The following is a 22,641-nucleotide window of genomic DNA, read 5'->3' as shown; positions in this document are numbered from 1 at the left end:
GCCGTCCGGGGCAGCCGTGGCCTAAGGTTGCGTCGGGGCGGCGCACGGGGCGCCGATGAGAGGTGGGTCGGGGACATGAAGAGAAGGCAGCTCTTTCGCCGTGCGACAACAGGTTTGGCAGTGGTGATCGGAGCCCGGCTCGTGGCACCTGCCTCCGCCGACGCCCTGCCCGGTACCGGCTCGGCGCAGCCGCCCACACCGGCCGTTCCGTTGGATCGACTGCTACGGATCGTGTCTCTGTCGCACGTCAACGATCCGGCGCTCACCCCGATTTTTCCCGGCGATCCCGAATTCTCGCTCGAGACGGCGTTCACCGTCGCGGACGACGGTTTCTACCTCCAGTACGTCAAGGAGGGCGAGCACACCGGCACGCACTGGGGAGCGCCCGCACACTTCCAGGAAGGTGGGCTGACCGCCGACCAGCTCGATCCGGAGGATCTGTTTCTGCCCGCGGTGAAGATCGACATTCGTGATCGGGCGGCAGCCGACGCCGACTACGCCGTGACCGTGGCCGACCTGCAGAACTGGGAAGCAGTCAACGGAGCCATTCCGCACGGCGCGGCCGTAATTCTGTGGACCGGATGGGCGTCACGCTGGGGTACCGATGCCTACGCGAACGCGGACGCGGACGGCGTGACGCACCAACCCGGCTTCTCGGGGGAGGCGGCGCAGTGGTTGATCGACACGGGCAGGCTCGCCGACAGAGGTGCCCTCGGAACCGACACCTTCGGACCCGACTTGGGCAACGACGAAACCTATCCGGTATCGGTCAAGCTCTACGACCGGCGTCGGATCAGTCTCGAGAACCTGACCAATCTGGAGTCGATACCGACCACGGGTGCCTACGTTCTGGTCGGCGGACCGATCAACCGGGCCGGATCCGGTTCGCCTGCAACCATTTTCGGATTGATTCCCAAGCTTCCCTGATCGGAACCGCTGGGGACCATGCTGAGTGTTCCTGCGGTGTCGTAGGCGTAGACGCCGGCCTTGCCCGAGCGCTTGGCCTTGTACATCGCGCGATCGGCGAGGCGCATCAGCTCGTCCTCGTCGACGTCGGAGGTGTCGGTGGCGGCCACGGTCGTCGTCCCGTCGTCGGTGCGGTCGGGACGACCGATCTGCACCACACCCACGCACGCGCCGACCGACACCGAATGGCCGTCGATCTCGTGCGCGGTCCGCATGGCCTCGGCGATGCGGACCGCCGTGGTACGGCCGGTTCGCAGATCCGCGTTCACCAGGGCGGTGAACTCGTCGCCGCCGAAGCGCGCAACCACTCCGTCGACCACGCATCGGTCGAGGCGGCGGGCGAGTTCGACGAGTAGTCGATCGCCGCCGCCGTGGCCGAATCTGTCGTTGACGCTCTTGAAGTCGTCGAGGTCGATCAGCAGCAGGACGGCGCGGCCCCGGCCCGCCCTGGCGTCGTTCACCGCCGCTCGAAGGTGTTCGTCGAACGACGACCGGTTGAGCAGCCCGGTGAGTCCGTCGTGGTGTGCGCGATACGTCAGCTCGGCCTGGGCCAGAGACAGGCTCCGAAGCAGATTGTCGTTCTGAACCAGGGTGATCACCTGGCGCACGAGCGAGAGCAGCACCACCGCCACCCCGAGTACCACCACCGTCGAATCCAGGTCCCCGGTCTGCACGCGCAGTATCGCCAGCACGATCCCTATCGCGCCCATCAGCCCGTACGGCAACAACAGTTGTGTTCTCTCACCGGTGACGGTCTCGGTGTACACCCGCGCAGCTGTCGCCGATCCGTGCAGTGACGAGCTGTGTATCGGCGGACCGGGCGGATCGTCCTCGACGGTCCTCGGGGCGGCGGCCGCGAGAGCGATGAGTGCAGTGCCTGCGATGAATCCGCCGTCGGTCAGAACCGGCATGAAGTCCGCACCGGTGGCGACGAGGTACGCGTAGATGCTGTCGGACATCGCCATCATGAGGATTCCGGCACCGAGCAGGGTGAGTTGCGTTCGGTACCGCGACGCGATCTTCGGGATCACGGCGAGCAGCACGATCATGGCCACGAGAACGAGGTCGGTGATGGGATACATGATCGCCACGAGGAACGCGATGGACTCCGATTCCGACGAGTGCACGACCGCCCCGAGGACGGTGGCCCAGGACAGAACGAAGAGGGACCCGACGACCACGGCCCCGTCGAGCAACGACATCACCCAGACATGGCGTGTACCTGCGGCCGCCCGCCGGGGCGACGGGCCGACGAAGGCGAGCAGCGCGGGCACGGCGAAGATCGGGAAGAGAAAGAACCCCACGTCGGCGACCGATGTGTTCGGCAGCGGCATGTCGAGAGCGGATCGATAGAAGGCCCACACGGCCATGCCTGCGCTCCAACACGCCATTCCCGCGGCCATCAGAACGCGCCACTGCCGTTCGGAGCCCGTCCGTCTCGACGCCGTTCGCCAGCAGACGACCGTTGCGGTGATGCCACCTGCGAGCTGTGCGACGTCGTCGATCAGTACCGAGATTCTCTGGCCGACAACGTTGGAGCCGGCGAGCAGAACGATGGCCAGGACGCAGCCGAGAACGACGGTCACGCGTCGCCTCGTCGATCCGGCCACACGGCCCCCCTCGTTCGTGAGCGATCGCTGTCGAGCCGGCCGCTGTACACGGTTCGTTGGACGTGAGCTCGCACCGACCGCGCCATTCTAACGAGCGGAAGCGATCCCCGACGTGTTCCTCGGATCCGGAAAACGTGGAGGTTGCCTCTGGGTATTGTCAAAGTTCTATTGACGATATATCGTCGACTTGTCAATCGATACAAAGGAGAACGACATGAATCACGCATTCGAGGGATTCGCTCACGAATTCGGACGCCGCGCAGTACGTCGCCGGATGCGAGGCGCGCCCTTTCAGATGTGGGTCGCGCAGAGCGACGATCGAGGCCCGTCGGACGATCACGGTCCGCGAGAACGTGGCCGTGGAAGGAGAGGTCACGGTGAACGGAACAGGCACGGTGAGGGCGGCCCGTTCGGACGGGGACGGGAAGGCATGCGCCCCGGCTTCGGTCCCGGCGGTTTCGGGCCGAACGGAGACTTCGGTCGAGGCCGGGGTCGGGGAGGACGCGGACGACGCGGGGACGTGCGCGCTGCGATCCTGCTACTGCTCGAGGAACGTCCGATGCACGGATACGAACTGATCCAGCAGATCGCCGCGAAGAGCAACGGAACCTGGAAGCCGAGTCCGGGTTCCATCTATCCGGCCCTGTCCCAACTCGAAGACGAGGGCTTGGTCCTGATCGACAAGGTGGCCGGCCGCAAGACGGCTGCGCTGACCGACGAGGGGCGAACGCACGTCGACGCTCATCGCGGCGATCTGGGCAGCCCATGGGACGACGTGGCAGAGTCCGTCGGTGTCGACGCTCGCGATCTACGGGCCCTGATCGGCCAGTTGATGGGCGCAGCCGGTCAGGTCGCCGGAGTCGGCACACCGGCACAGGTGGAGCAGGCCGCCGAGATCCTCACCGAAGCACGCAGGTCGCTGTATCGGATCCTCGCCGACGACGGTCCGACCGATCGAGATCCCGACGACACGGTCGACGCCCCCGACGCGACGTGATCGGCACCTGCGGAATCGTCCGCGGCGCTCGCGACTCCCTAGGATGAACACCCGAGATCCTTTCGTCCATCCAGGGAGTTGCTCGAGTGCGCGTCGTCTTTGCCGGTACACCGGAGCCCGCAGTCCCGTCGCTGCAGCGACTGTTGGAGTCCGAACGCCACGAGGTGATCGCGGTGGTGACCCGGCCCGACGCCGCAGCCGGTAGGGGCCGCAAGACGATGCGCTCACCGGTCGGCCTGCTGGCCGACGAGCACGGAATCTCCGTGTTCACACCCGCGAAGCCCTCGGATCCGGATTTCGTCGCGCAGCTCAGCGAACTCGCGCCCGACGTGTGTCCGGTCGTCGCATACGGGGCACTGCTGCCGCAGCCGGTGCTCGACATCCCTCGCTTCGGCTGGATCAATCTGCACTTCTCGCTGCTGCCCGCGTGGCGAGGTGCCGCGCCGGTACAGGCCGCCATCGCCGCGGGCGACGAGATCACCGGCGCCTCCACCTTCCTGCTCGACGCAGGAATGGATACCGGCCCGGTACTCGGCGTCGTCACCGAGCGGGTGCGCGCAACCGATACGACGGGGGACCTGCTCACCCGACTGGCGTCGAGCGGAGCAGACCTACTGGCTGCCACCCTCGACGCGATCGAGGACGGAACGGCATCCGCGCATCCACAGCCCGAGGACGGGATCTCCTACGCGAGCAAGGTGAGCGTCGACGCCGCGCGCATCGACTGGACTCGGTCTGCGGCATTCGTCGACCGGCACATCAGATCGGTCACCCCCGCACCGGGCGCATGGACCACGATCGGTGAACTCCGCGTCAAGATCGCTCCGACAAAGCCCTCGGAGGACACGTTGGCCCCGGGCGAGATATCGGTGCGAAAGTCCGGCGTACACATCGGAACAGGCACGACGGCAGTGGTTCTCGGCGAAGTTCAGCCGCAGGGCAAGAAGCTCATGAAGGCACTCGACTGGGCGCGCGGCGCTCGGCTGGACGATACGGCGGTAGCACGATGACAGAACCCGACAGGCCCCGAAAGCGCGAGTCCAGTCCAGCTCGCAAGCACGTCAAGAAGTCGCCCGGAGCCCGCGGGCCGAAGGGAAACCGGCCCCCGCAAGGCGCGGGACCGCGTGCCGTCGACGCGATCGACCCGGCCCGCCGGGCTGCCCGGGACGTCCTCAAGGCGGTACGCGAGCGGGATGCTTACGCCAATCTGGTGCTTCCGGGCCTGCTACGAGAGCGCAAACTGGACTCGCGGGACGCGGCATTGGCCACCGAACTCGCCTACGGCGCGTCCCGCGCGCGTGGTGTGCTCGACGCGGTGATCGCCCATGCAGCCGGTCGGCCTGCCGCCGAGATCGACGGGCCGCTGCTCGACATTCTGCGACTCGGCTCCTACCAACTGCTCCGGACCCGAGTGGCACCGCACGCGGCCGTCGCCACGTCGGTGGACCTGGCTCGGTCCGAATTCGGCACCGGCAAAGCAGGTTTCGTCAACGCGGTACTGCGCCGCGTGTCCGAGCGGACGGCTGCCCAGTGGGTCGACGAGCTCGCGCCCGCTGCGGCAACCGATCCCGTCGGCCACCTCGCGTTCGAGTACGCCCATCCCAAGTGGATCGCGCAGGCCTTCGCCGATGCACTCGGTGCCGACGCCGGTGAACTCGCCGCGGTGCTCGAGGCCGACGACGCCCGTCCCTCGGTCCACCTGGTGGCTCGGCCCGGTGAGATCTCCGCCGAGGAACTGGCGCTGATCACCGGGGGAGAAGAGGGACCCTATTCGCCGTACGCAGTGCACCTCGACGGCGGAGATCCCGGCAAGCTCGACGCCGTCCGGGACGGATTGGCCGGGGTGCAGGACGAGGGGAGTCAACTCGTCGGCCGGGCACTCACCCTCGCGCCGCTCGTCGGCGAGGACGGTGGCCGGTGGCTGGACCTGTGCGCCGGACCGGGTGGTAAAGCTGCCCTCCTCGGTGCCATCGCCGAGATCGACGGTGCCACGGTCGACGCCGTCGAACCGACGCCGCACCGAGCCGATCTGGTGTCCAAGACGACGAAAGACCTTCCGGTGACGGTGCACACCGTCGACGGCAGGCAGTCCGGACTCGACGGCGGCTACGATCGCGTGCTCGTGGACGCGCCCTGCACCGGGCTCGGTGCTCTGCGCCGCAGGCCCGAGGCCCGGTGGCGACGACTGCCCTCCGATGTGGCGGCACTGGTGACATTGCAGAAGGAACTGTTGGCCGCGGCGATCGAGCTGGTCCGCCCGGGCGGAGTGGTGCTGTATTCGACGTGTTCGCCGCACCTGTCCGAAACCACCGCCGTCGTCGCGGACGCGGTCCGCCGCTACGGCGTCGAACAGCTCGACACCCGCGAGCTGGTCCCAGGAGTGCCGCAACTCGGCGACGGTACATCGGTGCAATTGTGGCCGCACCGACACGGCACGGACGCAATGTTCATGGCGGCGCTGCGTAAGCCGATGTGACCGGTGAGCCGTCGTGACCGGGAAACGGTGTGATCAGTTGCCGGCCAGGAACGTCTCGGCCACGTCTGTCGGGGCGTGGACCAGCCACCCGTCGATGATCAGTTCACGCAGTTCGTCGTCCTCGGTGTTGTCGAGGTCGACCAGAACGGCAGCGAACCCGTCGAAATGCGAGATGGTGAAACACGCCCGCGGGTGTGCGGCGAGAATCGCGTCCTTCTCGTTGAGATCGGCGGTGCGGACGGCGAGAATCGGTCCGCTGGGCGGGATCTCGTTGCCGAACCGCTTCAGATCGGCTTTGCTGAACGGGCGGACCCACGCGAACACGTTCTTGCCCACCGACCACGCCGGACGGCCGTACCGGACACTCTCGGTGACCTCGGGCAGCTCGGCGATCACCGCTGTCACGGAATCCATGGTGGTCATGGGCGAACGATACCGGCTGGGCTAGGCTCGTCAATCGTGGTTTCCCCGATGATCGCCCCCTCCATTCTGTCCGCCGATTTCGCCCGGCTCGCCGCCGAAGCCGAGGCGGTGTCCGGAGCCGACTGGTTGCACGTCGACGTCATGGACGCGCACTTCGTACCCAACCTCACCCTGGGGCTGCCGGTCGTGGAGAGCTTGCTGAAGGCGACGAACATTCCGCTCGACTGCCACCTGATGATCGAGGACCCGGCCCGCTGGGCACCGCCGTACGCCGAGGCGGGTGCGTACAACGTCACCTTCCACGCCGAAGCGACCGACGACCCGTCCGCGGTTGCGCGCGACATCCGGGCGGCGGGAGCCAAAGCCGGACTGTCCGTCAAGCCGGGAACACCCATCGAGCCGTACCTCGAGATCCTGCGCGACTTCGACACGCTGCTGGTGATGAGCGTCGAGCCGGGCTTCGGCGGGCAGTCGTTCATGCCGGAGGTACTCGCGAAGGCGAAAGCCGTTCGAGCACTTGTCGATTCCGGGGATCTGCGACTGGTCGTGGAAATCGACGGTGGTATCAACTCCGACACTATCGAGCAGGCCGCGGAGGCCGGAATCGACTGCTTCGTCGCCGGATCGGCCGTCTACAACACCGCCGACCCCGCAGCCGCAGTGCGCGACCTACGCGACCGAGCCGCCCGCGCATCACACCACCTGTCGTAATGAACGGCCAGGGCGCAGCACTGTCCGTCGCGGACGCCATGGCCCTCGCCGTCGAGGCATCCGAGTCCGCCCGGGGCATCAGCAGTCCCAATCCCGCGGTCGGTGCGGTGATTCTCGATGCCGGTGGCGTCGTCGTCGGCATCGGCTCGACGCGTCCGCCCGGCGGTCCGCACGCAGAGATCGTCGCGCTGGCCGAGGCCGGTGACCGAGCGCGCGGCGGCACCGCGGTGGTGACCCTCGAACCCTGCAACCACACCGGCCGCACCGGACCGTGCTCGCAGGCCCTGATCGACGCGGGCATCGCGGCGGTCGTGCACGCCGTCGCCGATCCGAATCCGCTCGCATCGGGCGGCGCGGCAGCCCTGCGCGCGGCGGGCATTCGCGTCGAACAGGGGATCGGTGAGACGGCGGTGCGTCAGGGGCCACTGCGCGCCTGGTTGCACAAGCAACGCACCGGTCGGCCGCACGTGACGTGGAAATACGCCGCCACCCTCGACGGACGCAGCGCCGCGGCGGACGGCACGAGTCAGTGGATCACCGGACCGCAGGCCCGGGCGCACGTCCACGCCGAGCGAGCCAAGCTCGACGCCATCGTCGTCGGAACCGGCACCGTGCTGGCCGACGACCCGCGACTGACCGCACGACGTCCGGACGGGACCCTCGCGCCGCACCAACCCGTGCGCGTCGTCGTCGGATCGCGGCCGATACCGTCGACCGCAGCAATCCGTGGGACGGACGCCCCCACGGTGTTCCTCGACACCCACGACCCCGCGGCCGTGATCGATGCCCTCAGCGAGCACACCGACATCCAGATCGAAGGCGGCCCGACGTTGGCCGGGGCATTCCTCGCTGCGGGCCTGGTGGACCGCGTCGTGGCGTACGTCGCACCGGCGGTGTTGGGCAGCGGGCCCACAGCGGTGGAGAATGCGGGCATCGGAACAATTGCCGACGCAATTCGGTTCCGCACGGAGACAGTCACCATGATCGGCAACGACATTCTGATCGGCGTCGTGCCCGAAGGAGCGAAGTAGATGTTCACCGGAATTGTCGAAGAGCTCGGCGAGATCGTCGCCAAGGACGAACTGCCCGACGCCGCGCGGTTCACCGTTCGGGGCCCGGTGGTGACCTCCGATGCAGGCCACGGCGACTCCATCGCGGTGAACGGGGTCTGCCTGACCGTCGTCGAGGTGCTGCCCGACGGCGGATTCACCGCCGACGTGATGCAGGAAACGCTGAACCGCTCGAGCCTCGGTGCCCTCGACGTGGGCAGCCGCGTCAACCTCGAACGTGCGGCCGCGCTCGGCAGCCGTCTCGGCGGGCACCTCGTACAGGGTCACGTGGACGGCACCGGAACGATCATCGGCCGATCGCCGTCCGAGAACTGGACCGTCGTGCGCATCGCACTGCCCACCTCGGTCGCGCGCTACGTCGTGGAGAAGGGCTCGATCACCGTCGACGGCGTCTCGCTCACCGTCTCCGGACTCGGCGTCGACGACGGAGCGCACTGGTTCGAGATCTCCCTGATCCCCACCACCCTCGACCTGACCACTCTCGGCACGGCCGAGGTCGGATCGCCGGTCAACCTCGAAGTCGACGTCATCGCCAAGTACGTGGAGCGGCTGCAGACGATCGACGCACAGTAAGTACTGTTGACATGCACGCAATCGATGGTGCATCGGAGAATTTCCAGGGCGCTGAGCCAGGCCCGAGACGTATGGAGCACACCGTGGTGACCAGGTTCGACAGTATCGAGCGCGCAGTTGCGGACATCGCTGCGGGCAAAGCAGTGGTGGTCGTCGACGACGAGGACCGCGAGAACGAAGGCGACCTCATCTTCGCCGCCGAGAAGGCCACCCCGGAACTGGTCGCATTCATGGTCCGCTACACCTCCGGTTATCTCTGCGTTCCACTCTCCGGTGAGGACTGCGACCGACTCGGCCTGCCGCCGATGTTCGCCACCAATCAGGACAAGCACGGAACCGCGTACACCGTCACCGTCGACGCCCGCGAGGGCATCGGCACCGGAATCTCCGCCTCCGACCGGGCGGCCACGATGCGACTGCTCGCCGACCCCGACACCGGGGCCAACGACTTCACCCGTCCGGGCCACGTCGTACCGCTGCGCGCCAAGGACGGCGGAGTGCTGCGTCGCCCCGGCCACACCGAAGCTGCCGTCGACCTCGCCCGCATGGCAGACCTGCGGCCTGCAGGCGTCATCTGCGAAATCGTCAGCCAGAAGGACGAGGGCGCGATGGCCCAGACCGACGAACTGCGCGTCTTCGCCGACGAGCACGACCTCGCCCTCATCTCCATCGCCGACCTCATCGCCTGGCGTCGCAAGCACGAGAAGCACGTCGTCCGCGTCGCCGACGCCCGGATCCCCACCGGCCACGGCACCTTCCGCGCCGTCGGCTACCAGAGCATCTACGACGAGGTCGAGCACGTCGCGCTCGTCCGGGGCGACATCGCGGGCCCCGACGGAGACGGCAACGACGTGCTCGTCCGAGTGCACTCCGAATGCCTCACCGGCGACGTGTTCGGATCACTGCGCTGCGACTGCGGACCACAGTTGGACGCGGCCCTGGAAATGGTCGCCGCCGAAGAACGCGGCATCGTGTTGTACATGCGCGGACACGAAGGTCGCGGAATCGGTCTGCTGCACAAGCTCCAGGCCTACCAGCTCCAGGACGCAGGCTCCGACACCGTCGACGCCAACCTGCAACTGGGCCTCCCGGCCGACTCCCGCGACTACGGAATCGGCGCACAGATTCTCGTCGACCTCGGCGTCTCGTCGATGCGGCTGCTGACCAACAACCCCGCCAAGCGAGTGGGACTCGACGGCTACGGTCTGCACGTCACCGAACGAGTGCCGATGCCGTTGCGCGCCAACGCCGAGAACCTCACCTACCTGCGCACCAAACGCGACCGGATGGGCCACGACCTCACCGGGTTGGACGAGTACGAGAACGGGGCGACCTCATGAGCGGCGAAGGCGAACCCACCCTGCAGCTCGCAGGCGCCAGTGATCTCAAACTGGCGATCGTCGCCGGCCAGTGGCACCAGAAGATCTCCCAGGCATTGCTCGACGGTGCACTTCGCAAAGCCGAGTCGGCGGGGATCGAGGACGTCACGGTCATCCGTGTGGCCGGAGCCATCGAACTGCCCGTCGTCGCGCAGGCGTTGGCCCGCAACCACGACGCCGTCGTCGCACTCGGCGTCGTCATCCGCGGTGGCACACCGCATTTCGAGTACGTGTGCGACGCCGTCACGGCAGGCCTGACGCGCGTCTCGCTCGACGAGGGCACTCCGGTCACCAACGGCGTGCTCACCACCAACGACGAGCAGCAGGCGCTCGATCGCGCAGGGTTGCCCGGTTCGTTCGAGGACAAGGGCGCGCAGGCCACGGCGGCCGCGATCGACACAGCGCTGACTCTCAAACACCTACGCCAACCCTGGACGAATCAGGAGTTCACGTGACCGGCAGCGCACCGTCCGCCGAGTGGGACATGGTGGTGAAGTCGCGCAAGTCGGCTCGTTACGCCATCGCGACGGCGGTGTTGCTCGTGGTGGCGCATTCGACCGTCGCCGTCCTGCTGAGGGTCTCGCCGACCGGGGTGTACTTCAGAACCGCGGACCAACTGGCGATGGCAGGTATCGGACTTCTTCTGGGAGGCCTGGCGCTCGTGCTGACGCGCCCGCGCATTCGCGTCGGGCCTGCAGGTGTCGCGGTGCGGAACCTGTTGTCGGAGCGTCTGATCGAATGGGATCTGGTGCGTGGTCTGTCCTTCCCCGAAGGAGCGATGTGGGCCAGGATCGACATTCCCGACGACGAGTTCATCAACGTGATGGCCATCCAGTCCAACGATCGTGAGCATGCGGTCGCAGCCGTACGAAAGTTCCGCACGCTCGAACGCACCTACGCGCCCGCCGCCTCCGTTCCGGACATCCCGGTCGATCGGGACTGACGTCCTACCTCCGCACCGCGGCTGAGCTGCGGATGCGGAGAACGTCGGACCCGACGGCTAACGTGGATGCCGTGTCCGACCCCGCTACCTACCGCCCGGCCACCGGAACCATCCCGGTGGAGCCGGGGGTGTACAAATTTCGCGATCCGCACGGCCGCGTCGTCTACGTGGGAAAGGCCAAGAGCCTCCGCAGTCGACTCAATTCCTACTTCGCAGACATAGCCTCGCTGCATCCGCGTACTCGCCAGATGGTCACCACCGCGGCATCGGTGGAGTGGACCGTGGTGACCACCGAAGTCGAGGCCCTCCAACTCGAGTACAACTGGATCAAGGAATTCGATCCACGGTTCAACGTCCGTTACCGCGACGACAAGAGCTATCCGATGCTCGCGGTGACGATGAACGAGGAGTTTCCTCGGTTGTTCGTCTACCGCGGACCCCGGCGCAAGGGTGTCCGCTATTTCGGCCCCTACGCGCACGCGTGGGCCATTCGCGAGACGCTGGATCTGTTGCTGCGAGTATTTCCCGCGCGCACGTGCTCGACCGGAGTCTTCAAGCGCCACAATCAGATCGGCCGGCCCTGCCTGCTGGGCTACATCGACAAGTGCTCGGCACCGTGCGTCGGACGGGTCAGCGCCGAGGAGCATCGGGCGACCGTCGAGGACTTCTGTGACTTCTTGGCCGGAAAGACGGACAAGCTCGTGCGTCAGCTCGAGAAGAAGATGCAGGCTGCATCCGAGGACCTGGATTTCGAGACCGCCGCACGTCTGCGAGACGACGTCGGTGCGCTGCGTCGGGCATTGGAGAAGCAGGCGGTGGTGCTCGGCGACGGCACCGACGCCGATCTCGTCGCCTTCGCCACCGACGCCCTCGAAGCTGCCGTTCAGGTCTTCCACGTCCGAGGCGGCCGCGTGCGCGGGCAACGCGGCTGGGTGGTGGAGAAGGCAGGAGAGGTGATCGAACGCCAGGACGAGGCCGATCTGCCCGCTCTGGTCGAGCAGTTCCTGACGCAGTTCTACGGCGAGCAGGCCGCCCTGTCCGCACAGGCACCGGGCGGTGACGACGGTGGTTCCAACGCCGTCCCGAGGGAAGTGCTGGTTCCGGTCCTGCCGGACAACGCCGACGAGGTTCAGGCCTGGCTCAGTGAACTTCGGGGCTCGAACGTGACTCTGCGTGTTCCCCAGCGCGGCGACAAGAAGGCGTTGGCCGAGACCGTCGAACGCAACGCCAAGGAAGCCCTGCAGCAGCACAAGCTCAAGCGCGCGGGCGACTTCACATCGAGATCGGCTGCGCTGCAGGGTATTCAGGAGGCACTCGATCTGGATTCGGCACCGCTGCGCATCGAGTGCATCGATATCTCCCACGTGCAGGGAACCGATGTGGTGGCCTCGCTCGTCGTCTTCGAGGACGGATTGCCCCGCAAGAGCGACTACCGCCACTACGCGATCAAGGAAGCGGCAGGCGACGGGCACTCCGACGACGTGGCGAGCATCGCCGAGGTGACCCGTCGCCGGTTCCTACGGCACTCCGCGGACGGTTCGGCCGAGGGGACCGGAGGCGATCTCGCCCCCGAAGCGGCGTTGGATCCACAGACCGGCAGACCGCGCAAATTCGCGTATCCACCCAATCTGTTCGTCGTCGACGGCGGTGCCCCTCAGGTGGCCGCTGCCGCGGCCGTGCTGGACGAGCTCGGCGTGACCGACGTGGCCGTGGTCGGTCTGGCGAAGCGGCTGGAGGAGGTATGGGTTCCGGGGGAGGAGGATCCGGTGATCCTTCCGCGTACGAGCGAGTCGCTCTACCTGCTCCAACGGGTTCGCGACGAAGCGCACCGGTTCGCGATCACGTTCCATCGCAGCAAGCGATCGCGACGCATGACGGCCTCGGCTCTGGATTCGGTTCGCGGACTCGGCGAGTCGCGTCGAACGGCACTGGTGGCACACTTCGGTTCCGTCGCCAACCTCAAGCGTGCGACGGTCGCGGAGATCGTCGAGGTGCCCGGGATCGGAGAGACCACAGCCAAGTCGGTGCTGGCCGCACTGGGTTCCGGCACGGACGACGCCGATGTAGGCGATGATGGCAGCGCAACTGCAACGACATCGGGCGAGAACACGGCGGAACATGCGATCGCACCGCGCGTGGAATCGGCGGGACAGGCTTCGTAGTGAGCGAACACCAGACACAGAGACACCCACCGTCCGAAGACCATCTCGAACAGCCCTCCGCGGGGGAGTCGCGGCACGACGAGATCGAAGTGGCGTTGGTCACCGGGGTTTCCGGAGCAGGATTGCGCACGGCGGCCAAGATTCTCGAGGATCTCGGCTGGTACGTCGCCGACAACCTACCGCCGGAGCTCATCTCCAAGATGGTCGATCTCGGCCGCGAGTCCAAGCCCAGAATCGAGCGACTGGCGCTGGTGATGGACGTTCGAAGTCGCCTGTTCACCGGCGATCTGGGCTGGGTGGTCAAAGAACTCGATTCCAAGGGCGTGCGCAACAGAGTGCTCTTCCTCGACGCGTCCGACGCCGTGCTGATCCGTCGATTCGAGTCCAACCGGCGCAGCCATCCTCTGCAGAACGACGGTCAGGACGGAACCTTGACCGAGGGCATCACCGCCGAACGGTTGCGACTCGCCCAGGTCAAGGCGGCCGCGGATCTGACCGTGGACACCACATCCCTGTCGGTGCATCAATTGCGGCGCAAGATCGAGACGGTGTTCGGCGAGTCCGACACCACCGGCGTCGGGGTCACCGTGCAGTCGTTCGGCTTCAAGTACGGCCTGCCGATGGACGCCGACCTGGTCTGCGACGTTCGCTTTCTGCCCAATCCCCATTGGGTTCCGGAGCTGCGCGAACACACCGGCCAGGACGCGGACGTCCGGGATTACGTGCTGGGGCAGGACGGGGCACGCGACTACCTGCAGACGTACACGCATCTGCTGAATCTGACGATCGAGGGATACGTGCGGGAAGGCAAGAGATACATGACGGTGGCTGTGGGCTGCACCGGAGGGAAACATCGGAGTGTTGCGATGACCGAGGCACTGGCCGCGATTCTCGCCGATCAGGGTGATGTGTCGGTGCGGGTGCTGCATCGGGATCTGGGTCGCGAATGAGCGAGGTCGACACCGAAGTACCGGTATCGGGCCCCAGGATCGTCGCACTCGGAGGCGGTCACGGCCTGTACGCAACGCTGTCGGCGGCCCGGTTGCTCGGTCACGACGTCACCGCCATCGTCACGGTCGCCGACGACGGGGGATCCTCGGGACGTCTGCGGGCCGAGCTCGGCGTCATTCCGCCCGGGGATCTGCGCATGGCGCTGGCCGCGCTGGCACGCTCGGACGAGCGAACACAGCTGTGGACCGACGTCCTCCAGCACCGCTTCGGTGGCACGGGCGCGCTGGCCGGGCACTCGGTGGGCAACCTCATCCTCGCCGGCCTCACCGAGGTACTGGGCGACCCGATCGCCGCACTGGACGAGATGGTGCGGATGCTCGGAATCGACGGACGAGTGCTTCCGATGTCGCCGATCGCACTCGACATCGAGGCCGACGTCTCCGGTCTCGAGGACGATCCGCGCGTGAGCCGCGTCATTCGCGGACAGGTGGCGGTGGCGACGACTCCCGGCAAGGTTCGCCGCGTTCGGCTGCTTCCCCCCGAACCGCCGGCGTCCGCGGATGCACTCGCTGCGATCGAGAAGGCTGACCTCGTGGTGCTCGGACCGGGATCGTGGTTCTCCAGCGTGATCCCGCACGTACTGGTGCCGGATCAGCTCACCGCGCTGGCTCGTACGAGCGCGCCGAAGGTACTGGTGCTGAACCTGGCCCCCGAACTCGGTGAGACCACCGGATTCTCCGCCGAGCGCCATGTCCACGTACTCTCCCAACACGCACCGGATTTGGGAATCGACTACGTGTTGGTCGATTCCGCCTCGGTCCCGGAAGGCAGCAACCGCGAGCACGTGGCGCGGGCTGCGGCCCGGCTCGGTGCCGAGGTCGTCTACGTCGACGTTGCCGAAAACGGCACCCACGCACATCATTACGGCAAGCTTGCCGCGGCTCTCGGCTCCATCGTGTCGCCCACCGGCGGCACCGCACCGACTGCCGCACGCAGAGAGGGGATCACTTCGTGGCCATGACAGCGGAGGTCAAGGACGAGCTGAGCAGGCTGACCGTCAGCCAGGTCAGTTGCCGCAAGGCCGAGGTGTCCGCACTGCTGCGATTCGCCGGTGGACTGCACATCGTGGCGGGCCGGGTGGTGGTCGAAGCCGAGGTCGACCTCGGGTCCATTGCGAGACGGCTGCGGCGGGAGATCTTCGAGCTGTACGGCTACTCCTCCGACGTGCACATGCTCGGTGCAGGCGGGCTACGCAAGACCTCGCGGTACGTGGTCCGAGTGGCCAAGGACGGCGAAGCGCTGGCCCGCCAGACCGGCCTGCTGGATCTGCGGGGACGCCCGGTTCGCGGCCTCCCCGCACAGGTCGTCGGCGGCACGGTGGGGGATTCCGAGGCAGCATGGCGGGGCGCATTCCTGGCGCACGGCTCGCTCACCGAACCGGGCAGGTCCTCGGCCCTGGAGATCAGCTGCCCCGGACCGGAGGCGGCGCTCGCGCTCGTCGGAGCCGCCCGCCGCCTCGGAGTGGCCGCGAAGGCCCGTGAGGTCCGCGGCACCGATCGAGTGGTCGTCCGCGACGGCGAGGCCATCGGAGCCCTGCTCACCCGCATGGGAGCACAGGACACCCGGTTGATCTGGGAAGAACGACGCATGCGACGCGAGGTCAGAGCCACTGCGAACCGGCTCGCCAACTTCGACGACGCCAACCTGCGCCGCTCGGCCAGGGCCGCCGTCGCCGCCGCAGCGAGAGTCGAGCGCGCCCTGCACATCCTCGGCGACGACGTGCCGGACCATCTGGCCGCAGCGGGATCGCTCCGAGTCCAGCATCGGCAGGCGTCACTCGAGGAACTGGGCCAGTTGGCCGACCCTCCGATGACCAAGGACGCCGTGGCCGGCCGAATTCGACGCCTGCTGTCCATGGCCGATCGCAAGGCCAAGGAAACCGGAATTCCCGACACCGAGTCCGCGGTCACCGCCGAGCTGCTCGACGAGGCGTGATCGGTCCGATCACGTGATGCGCGCGCTCTGCCTGCGCGCACACTAGGGTGGGAACCGCGTGTGGCACCCCGCACGCAGGCACAATCAGACATCTGTTTTCACAACTTTTAGGAGCGAACAGTGACGATCCGGGTAGGCGTCAACGGCTTCGGCCGCATCGGGCGTAACTTCTTCAGGGCTGTCGACGCGCAGAAGGCGCTCGGTACCACCGACATCGAAATCGTTGCTGTCAACGACCTGACCGACAACGCATCGCTCGCACACCTGCTCAAGTACGACTCGATCCTGGGCCGTTTGCCGCACGATGTCTCGCTCGAGGGCGAAGACACCATCGTCGTCGGTGGCCAGAAGATCAAGGCACTGTCGCTGCGCGAGGGCCCGTCCGCACTTCCGTGGGGTGACCTGGGTGTCGACGTCGTCGTCGAGTCCACCGGCATCTTCACCGACGCTGCGAAGGCCCAGGGTCACATCGACGCCGGTGCGAAGAAGGTCATCATCTCCGCGCCCGCCAAGGGCGAGGACATCACCATCGTGATGGGCGTCAACGACGACAAGTACGACGGCAGCCAGAACATCATCTCCAACGCGTCGTGCACCACCAACTGCCTCGGCCCCATCGCCAAGGTTCTCGACGACGAGTTCGGCATCGTCTCGGGACTGATGACCACGATCCACGCGTACACACAGGATCAGAACCTGCAGGACGGCCCGCACAGCGATCTGCGTCGCGCTCGCGCTGCGGCTCTGAACGTCGTGCCGACCGGCACCGGCGCAGCCAAGGCCATCGGCCTGGTGCTCCCGCAGCTGCTGGGCAAGCTCGACGGCTACGCGCTCCGGGTTCCGATCCCCACCGGCTCGGTCACCGACCTCACCGCGCTGCTGAAGAAGTCGGCCTCCGCCGACGACATCAACGCCGCGATGAAGGCAGCTGCCGAGGGACCGCTGAAGGGCATCCTGAAGTACAACACCGATCCCATCGTGTCCTCGGACATCGTCACCGACCCGCACTCGTCGATCTTCGACGCGCCGCTGACGAAGGTCATCGACGACCAGGTCAAGATCGTCTCCTGGTACGACAACGAGTGGGGCTACTCCAACCGCCTCGCCGACCTCATCGGTCTCGTCGGCAAGTCCCTCTGACACCGATGGCTGTCAAGACACTGCAGGATCTGCTCGATGCCGGTGTCGAAGGCCGTGCCGTCCTCGTGCGATCGGACTTCAATGTCCCGCTCGAGGACGGCACGATCACCGATCCCGGCCGTATCCAGGCGTCGATCCCGACTCTCGAGGCTCTGGTCGAGGCCGGTGCCAAGGTCATCGTCACCGCGCATCTCGGTCGTCCCGACGGTAAGCCCGACGCGAAGTACAGCCTGGCTCCGGTCGCCGCGAAACTCGGCGAGCTGCTCGGACGCCATGTTCAGCTCGCGGGCGACGTCGTGGGTCAGGACGCCGAGGCTCGCGCCGAGGGTCTGACGGACGGCGACGTACTGCTGCTCGAGAACATTCGCTTCGATCCGCGCGAGACCAGCAAGGACGAGTCCGAGCGAGCTGCCCTGGCTCGCGAGCTGGTGGCTCTGGCCGGCGACGACGCGGCGTTCGTTTCCGACGGATTCGGCGTCGTGCACCGCAAGCAGGCGTCGGTCTACGACGTGGCGCAGCTGCTGCCCCATTACGCGGGCACCCTCGTCGCTGCCGAGGTCGAGGTGCTGGCCAAGCTCACCGAGGACGCTGCGCGTCCGTACGCGGTTGTGCTCGGCGGCTCCAAGGTCTCGGACAAGCTCGGCGTCATCGAGGCGTTGGCCCCCAAGGTCGACACCCTCGTGATCGGCGGCGGCATGGCGTTCACCTTCCTTGCCGCGCAGGGATATTCGGTCGGCAACTCGTTGCTGCAGGAGGATCAGATCGGGGTCTGCAAGGACCTGCTCGAGCGCTTCGGCGACGTGATCCACCTGCCCGTCGACATCGTCGTCGGAGACAAGTTCGCGGCGGACGCCGAGGCGAAGACCGTCAAGGCGTCCGAGATTCCGGACGGCTGGATGGGCCTGGACATCGGACCCGACTCGGTCAGTCGTTTCGCTGTCGTGCTCTCGAATGCGAAGACCGTCTTCTGGAACGGACCGGCAGGAGTGTTCGAGTTCGACAAGTTCTCGGCCGGCACCAAGGGCATCGCGGAAGCAATCATCAAAGCCACCGAAAAGGGCGCGTTCAGCGTCGTCGGTGGCGGAGACTCCGCGGCTGCGGTGCGCACCCTCGGACTGCCCGACGACGGCTTCTCGCACATCTCCACCGGCGGCGGTGCATCCCTCGAATACCTCGAAGGCAAGCAGCTCCCCGGCCTATCCGTCCTGGAGGCGTAACGCATGGCACGTAAGCCGCTCATCGCGGGCAACTGGAAGATGAACCTCAACCACCTCGAGGCCATCTCGCTGGTGCAGAAGATCGCATTCTCGTTGCCCGAGAAGTACTTCGACAAGGTCGATGTCACGGTGATCCCGCCGTTCACCGACATCCGGAGCGTCCAGACTCTGGTCGAGGGCGACAAGGTCCTGCTCACCTACGGTGCGCAGGACGTCTCGTCCGAGGACAAGGGTGCGTTCACCGGCGAGATCAGCGGATCGATGCTGGCCAAGCTGGGGTGCACCTTCGTCGTCGTCGGTCACTCCGAACGACGCACGTTGCACAACGAGGACGACGCCGTCGTGCTCGCCAAGACGAAGGCGGCGCTGAAGAACGGACTGACTCCGATCGTGTGCATCGGCGAGGGTCTGAACATCCGCGAGGCGGGCGAGCACGTGGCCTACAACGTCGCGCAGCTCCGCGGGTCACTCGACGGACTGTCGGCCGAGGACATCTCGAAGGTCGTCATCGCCTACGAGCCGGTGTGGGCGATCGGAACCGGCCGGGTCGCGTCCGCGTCGGACGCTCAGGAAGTGTGCGGCGCCATCCGCGAGGAGTTGAAGTCGCTCTCCTCGGGCGAGGTCGCCGCAGGCGTACGCGTGCTCTACGGCGGATCGGTCAACGCGAAGAACGTCGGCGAGATCGTCGGTCAGCCCGATGTCGACGGCGCACTGGTCGGTGGCGCTTCGCTCAAGGCCGACGAGTTCGCCACGTTGTCGGCCATCGCTGCAGGAGGACCCCTGCCCTGATCGGCAACGCTACGACGAACGGTTTTCGGGCACCTCGCTTCGGCGGGGTGTCCGAAGCCGTTCACGGGGCCAGGTAGGCTGCTGAAGGCATCGAATCGAGTTTGAGGTGGACATGGATCTGTTTCTGGATATTCTGCTGGTCATCACCAGCCTGGCACTGATCTTGCTGATCCTGCTGCATCGCGGCAAGGGCGGCGGATTGTCCAGCCTGTTCGGTGGCGGAGTGCAGTCCAGCCTCTCCGGTTCGACCGTCGTCGAGAAGAATCTCGATCGCCTCACGGTCTTCACCGGCATCATCTGGCTCATCGCCATCCTCGGTATCGGTCTGGAGATCAAGTACACCTGATCGAATTCGGCTCCGAGTGCGAGTTGGTGACGGAGCGACGATACTGGGTGGATGAGCGAATCCTCCTACGAGTCAGTCGGTTCCCCAGCCTTCGTCCCACCGACAGCTCAGGGTCGAGAGTTGACAGAGCCTCTCCGTGAGGACATCCGCTATCTCGGCGGTATCTTGGGCGAGATCATTCGCGAGCACGAGGGCGAAGACGTCTTCGACCTGATCGAGGCAGCGCGCGTCGAATCCTTCGCGGTACGCAGATCCGAGATCGAGCGTGACGATTCGGTCGGACGTTACACCGATGTGGAAGTGGCACAGGCAGTTCCACTCATTCGCGCGTTCAGTCACTTCTCGCTGCTGGCCAATCTCGCCGAGGACCTGCACCGCGAACGTCGCCGCGCGATTCACCTCGACCGCCAGGATCCGCCGCAGGACAGCAGCCTCGACGCCACCTGGCTCAAGATCGATGCCGCGGCACCGTCGCGCGAGCAGGTGGCAGCCGCTCTCACCGATGCGTTGGTCGCCCCGGTGATCACAGCGCACCCCACCGAGACACGTCGACGGACCATCTTCGACGTGCAATCGAAGATCACCGAGCTGATGCGTCGCCGCGATGTCGCCGCTGCGGCGGTCGAGGGCAAGGCCGCCAGCGCGGCCAAGGAACTGGCCGCCATCGACGTGCAGATCCGCAGGCAGGTACTGACCCTGTGGGAGACAGCTCTGATTCGGTTGTCGCGGTTGCGAATTCAGGACGAGATCGAGGTCGGCCTCCGTTACTTCGAGTCGTCTCTGTTCGACGTCATGCCTGCCCTCAATGCGGATGTGCGTGCCGCGCTGCGCGCACGGTGGCCCGAGGACGATCTACTGCCGCGCCCCATCCTTCGCCCCGGTTCCTGGATCGGCGGCGACCGCGACGGCAATCCGAACGTCACCGCCGACGTGGTGCACACTGCGACACATCAGGCGGGTTACGTAGCGTTCGAGCACTACCTGGACGAGCTGGTCGCGCTGGAGAAGGAACTGTCGATGTCCGCGCGCCTGGTGGATGTCACCGAGGAGCTCGCGGCTCTGGCCGGCGCATCGGCCGAACCGGACGACCGCCGATCGGACGAACCGTATCGGGTCGCGGTGGTCGGCATCCGGGCTCGGCTCACCGCCACCGCCGAGGCGGTGCTCGACGCCGTACCGGTCTCCGGCATCGACCTCGGAGCGCAGAAGTACGACGGCCCGCAGGACATCCTCGACGACCTCGACATCATCGACCGGGCACTTCGTGCGGACGGTGACGCGTTGATCGCCGACGATCGACTGCTCCGGCTTCGACGTTCGGTCGAGACGTTCGGATTCCATCTGCAGGCGTTGGACATGCGGCAGAACTCCGAGACCCACGAAGAGGTGGTCGCCGAGCTGCTGGCCTGGGCCGGTGTTCACCCCGACTACGTGTCCCTCGGCGAGGACGAGCGGGTGTCGGTGCTGTCGCGGGAACTCGCGACCAGGCGGCCGCTAGTCGGCCCCAACGCGCAGCTCAGTGAGCTCGCGACGAAGGAACTGGGCATCGTCAGGGCGGCCAAGGAGGCCATCGACCACCTGGGCCCCGACACCATCCAGAACTACATCATCAGCATGTGCCAGTCGGTCAGCGACATGCTCGAAGCGGCGTTGCTGCTCAAGGAGGCAGGCATCTTCGACCCCGGCACCGACGGTTCGGCACCGACCTCGACCGTCGGTGTCGTTCCGCTGTTCGAGACCATCGAGGACCTCCAGCAGGGCGCGGCGACTCTGCTGGCCACGCTCGACGTTCCGATCTACCGCGCGCTGGTCGCCGGTCGCGGCATGAACCAGGAAGTCATGCTCGGGTACTCCGACTCGAACAAGGACGGTGGATACCTCGCGGCCAACTGGGCGCTGTATCGCGCCGAGTTGGATCTACTCGAGGCATCGCGCAAGACGGGGATCCGGTTGCGGCTCTTCCACGGTCGCGGTGGCACGGTCGGCCGCGGCGGCGGTCCGAGCTACGACGCGATCCTGGCGCAGCCGCCCGGTGTGGTGCAGGGATCCCTGCGTCTGACCGAGCAGGGCGAGATCATTGCAGCGAAGTACGCGGAGCCGTCCTTGGCGCGACGAAACCTCGAGTCCCTGGTTGCCGGAACTCTCGAATCGACTCTGCTCGACGTCGAGGGCCTCGGGGACGGTGCCGAAGCCGCGTACGACATTCTGGACGATCTGGCCGCCAAGGCACGTGCAGCGTACGGCCGTCTGGTGCACGAGGAGCCAGGTTTCGTCGAGTACTTCCGAACGTCGACTCCCGTTGCCGAGGTAGGGGAGCTGAACATCGGCTCCCGTCCGGCATCGCGGAAGCCGACCAACTCGGTGTACGACCTGCGTGCCATTCCCTGGGTGATGTCGTGGAGTCAGTGCCGCGTGATGTTGCCCGGGTGGTACGGAACGGGATCGGCGTTCGAGGAGTGGGTCGGCGACGACGATTCCAGGCTCGAGGTGCTGACCGACCTCTACCGGAAGTGGCCGTTCTTCCAGACGGTTCTGTCCAACCTCGCGCAGGTCATGGCCAAGTCCGATCTGGGCATCGCGGCTCGCTACGCCGAGTTGGTTCCCGACGCCGATCTCCGGGCTCGGATCTTCGGCATGATCGAGGCCGAGCACGCCACGACGGTGCGGATGTACCTGAAGATCACCGGTCACAGTCGACTGCTCGAAGACAATCCGTCTCTCGAACGCTCCGTGCACAACCGATTCCCGTACCTCGAGCCGCTCAATCAGATGCAGGTCGAGATGCTCAGGCGCTACCGAAACGGGGACGACGACGAACGCGTCAAGCGAGGAATCCTGCTGACGATGAACGGTCTCGCGACGGCACTGCGTAACAGCGGCTGACCCGCACGAG

General features: G+C 66.6%; 21 protein-coding genes. 19 read left to right on the top strand and 2 right to left on the bottom strand.

Features of this window, described 5'->3' with window-relative positions:
• Positions 1 to 75: 75 nt before the first annotated feature.
• A complete protein-coding gene (locus tag NY08_RS05420; protein WP_045195292.1) occupies positions 76 to 927 on the top strand; it encodes a cyclase family protein in 852 nt (283 codons plus the stop codon).
• On the opposite strand, the gene NY08_RS05415 is transcribed toward NY08_RS05420, so the two are convergent.
• Entirely contained in the window at positions 843 to 2,552 is a 1,710-nt protein-coding gene (locus NY08_RS05415; protein ID WP_235387111.1) for a diguanylate cyclase domain-containing protein, read from the bottom strand. The genes NY08_RS05420 and NY08_RS05415 overlap by 85 nt on opposite strands.
• Before the next feature lie 298 nt (positions 2,553 to 2,850).
• On the opposite strand from NY08_RS05415, the gene NY08_RS05410 reads away from it, so the two are divergent.
• The 3 genes from NY08_RS05410 (at position 2,851) to NY08_RS05400 (ending at position 6,049) form a co-directional block, all read left to right on the top strand.
• A complete protein-coding gene (locus NY08_RS05410) occupies positions 2,851 to 3,573 on the top strand; it encodes a PadR family transcriptional regulator (protein WP_442970835.1) in 723 nt (240 codons plus the stop codon).
• An 86-nt stretch (positions 3,574 to 3,659) separates the two neighbouring features.
• Complete coding sequence (fmt, locus tag NY08_RS05405; RefSeq protein ID WP_045195288.1) at positions 3,660 to 4,583, top strand: methionyl-tRNA formyltransferase; 924 nt, start codon at positions 3,660 to 3,662, stop codon at positions 4,581 to 4,583.
• Positions 4,580 to 6,049, top strand: coding sequence for an RsmB/NOP family class I SAM-dependent RNA methyltransferase (locus NY08_RS05400; protein ID WP_032397998.1), 1,470 nt, complete (start codon positions 4,580 to 4,582; stop codon positions 6,047 to 6,049). Before fmt ends, NY08_RS05400 begins: the two co-directional genes overlap by 4 nt.
• 33 nt (positions 6,050 to 6,082) lie before the next feature.
• Here NY08_RS05400 and NY08_RS05395 read toward each other — a convergent pair whose 3' ends face one another.
• Positions 6,083 to 6,472 carry an MmcQ/YjbR family DNA-binding protein gene (locus NY08_RS05395; RefSeq protein ID WP_045195286.1) on the bottom strand — a complete coding sequence of 130 codons (390 nt, stop codon included), beginning with the start codon at positions 6,470 to 6,472 and terminating at the stop codon, positions 6,083 to 6,085.
• Positions 6,473 to 6,508: 36 nt separating this feature from the next.
• Here NY08_RS05395 and rpe point away from each other — a divergent pair, with 36 nt between their 5' ends.
• The 15 genes from rpe (at position 6,509) to ppc (ending at position 22,631) form a co-directional block, all read left to right on the top strand.
• Complete coding sequence (gene rpe, locus NY08_RS05390; protein WP_032398000.1) at positions 6,509 to 7,183, top strand: ribulose-phosphate 3-epimerase; 675 nt, start codon at positions 6,509 to 6,511, stop codon at positions 7,181 to 7,183.
• Complete coding sequence (gene ribD / locus NY08_RS05385; protein WP_045195284.1) at positions 7,183 to 8,214, top strand: bifunctional diaminohydroxyphosphoribosylaminopyrimidine deaminase/5-amino-6-(5-phosphoribosylamino)uracil reductase RibD; 1,032 nt, start codon at positions 7,183 to 7,185, stop codon at positions 8,212 to 8,214. The genes rpe and ribD overlap by 1 nt, the downstream gene beginning before the upstream one ends.
• Positions 8,215 to 8,826, top strand: a complete 612-nt coding sequence (locus NY08_RS05380; protein ID WP_032398002.1) for a riboflavin synthase — start codon at positions 8,215 to 8,217, stop codon at positions 8,824 to 8,826.
• Between the two features lie 86 nt (positions 8,827 to 8,912).
• A complete protein-coding gene (locus tag NY08_RS05375; RefSeq protein WP_045199764.1) occupies positions 8,913 to 10,166 on the top strand; it encodes a bifunctional 3,4-dihydroxy-2-butanone-4-phosphate synthase/GTP cyclohydrolase II in 1,254 nt (417 codons plus the stop codon).
• The gene (gene ribH / locus NY08_RS05370) at positions 10,163 to 10,660 is read left to right on the top strand and encodes a 6,7-dimethyl-8-ribityllumazine synthase (RefSeq protein WP_032398003.1); all 498 of its coding nucleotides are present in this window, start codon (positions 10,163 to 10,165) and stop codon (positions 10,658 to 10,660) included. Before NY08_RS05375 ends, ribH begins: the two co-directional genes overlap by 4 nt.
• Positions 10,661 to 10,689: 29 nt before the next feature.
• The gene (locus tag NY08_RS05365) at positions 10,690 to 11,148 is read left to right on the top strand and encodes a PH domain-containing protein (RefSeq protein ID WP_045199762.1); all 459 of its coding nucleotides are present in this window, start codon (positions 10,690 to 10,692) and stop codon (positions 11,146 to 11,148) included.
• 71 nt (positions 11,149 to 11,219) lie between these two features.
• Entirely contained in the window at positions 11,220 to 13,310 is a 2,091-nt protein-coding gene (gene uvrC, locus NY08_RS05360) for an excinuclease ABC subunit UvrC (protein ID WP_032398449.1), read from the top strand.
• Positions 13,310 to 14,260 (top strand): RNase adapter RapZ, encoded by a 951-nt coding sequence (gene rapZ / locus NY08_RS05355; protein WP_371828397.1) that lies wholly within the window; start codon positions 13,310 to 13,312, stop codon positions 14,258 to 14,260. The genes uvrC and rapZ overlap by 1 nt, the downstream gene beginning before the upstream one ends.
• A complete protein-coding gene (locus NY08_RS05350) occupies positions 14,257 to 15,282 on the top strand; it encodes a gluconeogenesis factor YvcK family protein (protein ID WP_032398004.1) in 1,026 nt (341 codons plus the stop codon). The genes rapZ and NY08_RS05350 overlap by 4 nt, the downstream gene beginning before the upstream one ends.
• On the top strand, positions 15,273 to 16,256 hold the full coding sequence (whiA, locus tag NY08_RS05345; protein WP_032398005.1) for a DNA-binding protein WhiA: 984 nt from the start codon (positions 15,273 to 15,275) through the stop codon (positions 16,254 to 16,256). The genes NY08_RS05350 and whiA overlap by 10 nt, the downstream gene beginning before the upstream one ends.
• A 120-nt stretch (positions 16,257 to 16,376) precedes the next feature.
• Positions 16,377 to 17,396, top strand: a complete 1,020-nt coding sequence (gene gap, locus NY08_RS05340; protein ID WP_032398006.1) for a type I glyceraldehyde-3-phosphate dehydrogenase — start codon at positions 16,377 to 16,379, stop codon at positions 17,394 to 17,396.
• A 5-nt stretch (positions 17,397 to 17,401) separates the two neighbouring features.
• Positions 17,402 to 18,613 carry a phosphoglycerate kinase gene (locus tag NY08_RS05335; RefSeq protein WP_032398007.1) on the top strand — a complete coding sequence of 404 codons (1,212 nt, stop codon included), beginning with the start codon at positions 17,402 to 17,404 and terminating at the stop codon, positions 18,611 to 18,613.
• A 3-nt stretch (positions 18,614 to 18,616) separates the two neighbouring features.
• Positions 18,617 to 19,402: a triose-phosphate isomerase gene (gene tpiA, locus NY08_RS05330; protein ID WP_045195282.1), complete on the top strand. Its 786-nt coding sequence runs from the start codon at positions 18,617 to 18,619 to the stop codon at positions 19,400 to 19,402.
• A gap of 112 nt (positions 19,403 to 19,514) precedes the next feature.
• A complete protein-coding gene (secG, locus tag NY08_RS05325; RefSeq protein WP_032398009.1) occupies positions 19,515 to 19,748 on the top strand; it encodes a preprotein translocase subunit SecG in 234 nt (77 codons plus the stop codon).
• Positions 19,749 to 19,799: 51 nt separating this feature from the next.
• Positions 19,800 to 22,631, top strand: coding sequence for a phosphoenolpyruvate carboxylase (gene ppc, locus NY08_RS05320; protein WP_032398010.1), 2,832 nt, complete (start codon positions 19,800 to 19,802; stop codon positions 22,629 to 22,631).
• Positions 22,632 to 22,641 lie beyond the last annotated feature (10 nt).

The sequence above is a fragment of the Rhodococcus sp. B7740 genome, from assembly GCF_000954115.1.
Classification (GTDB): domain Bacteria; phylum Actinomycetota; class Actinomycetes; order Mycobacteriales; family Mycobacteriaceae; genus Rhodococcoides.
This window is presented reverse-complemented; position numbering and strand designations above follow the sequence as displayed.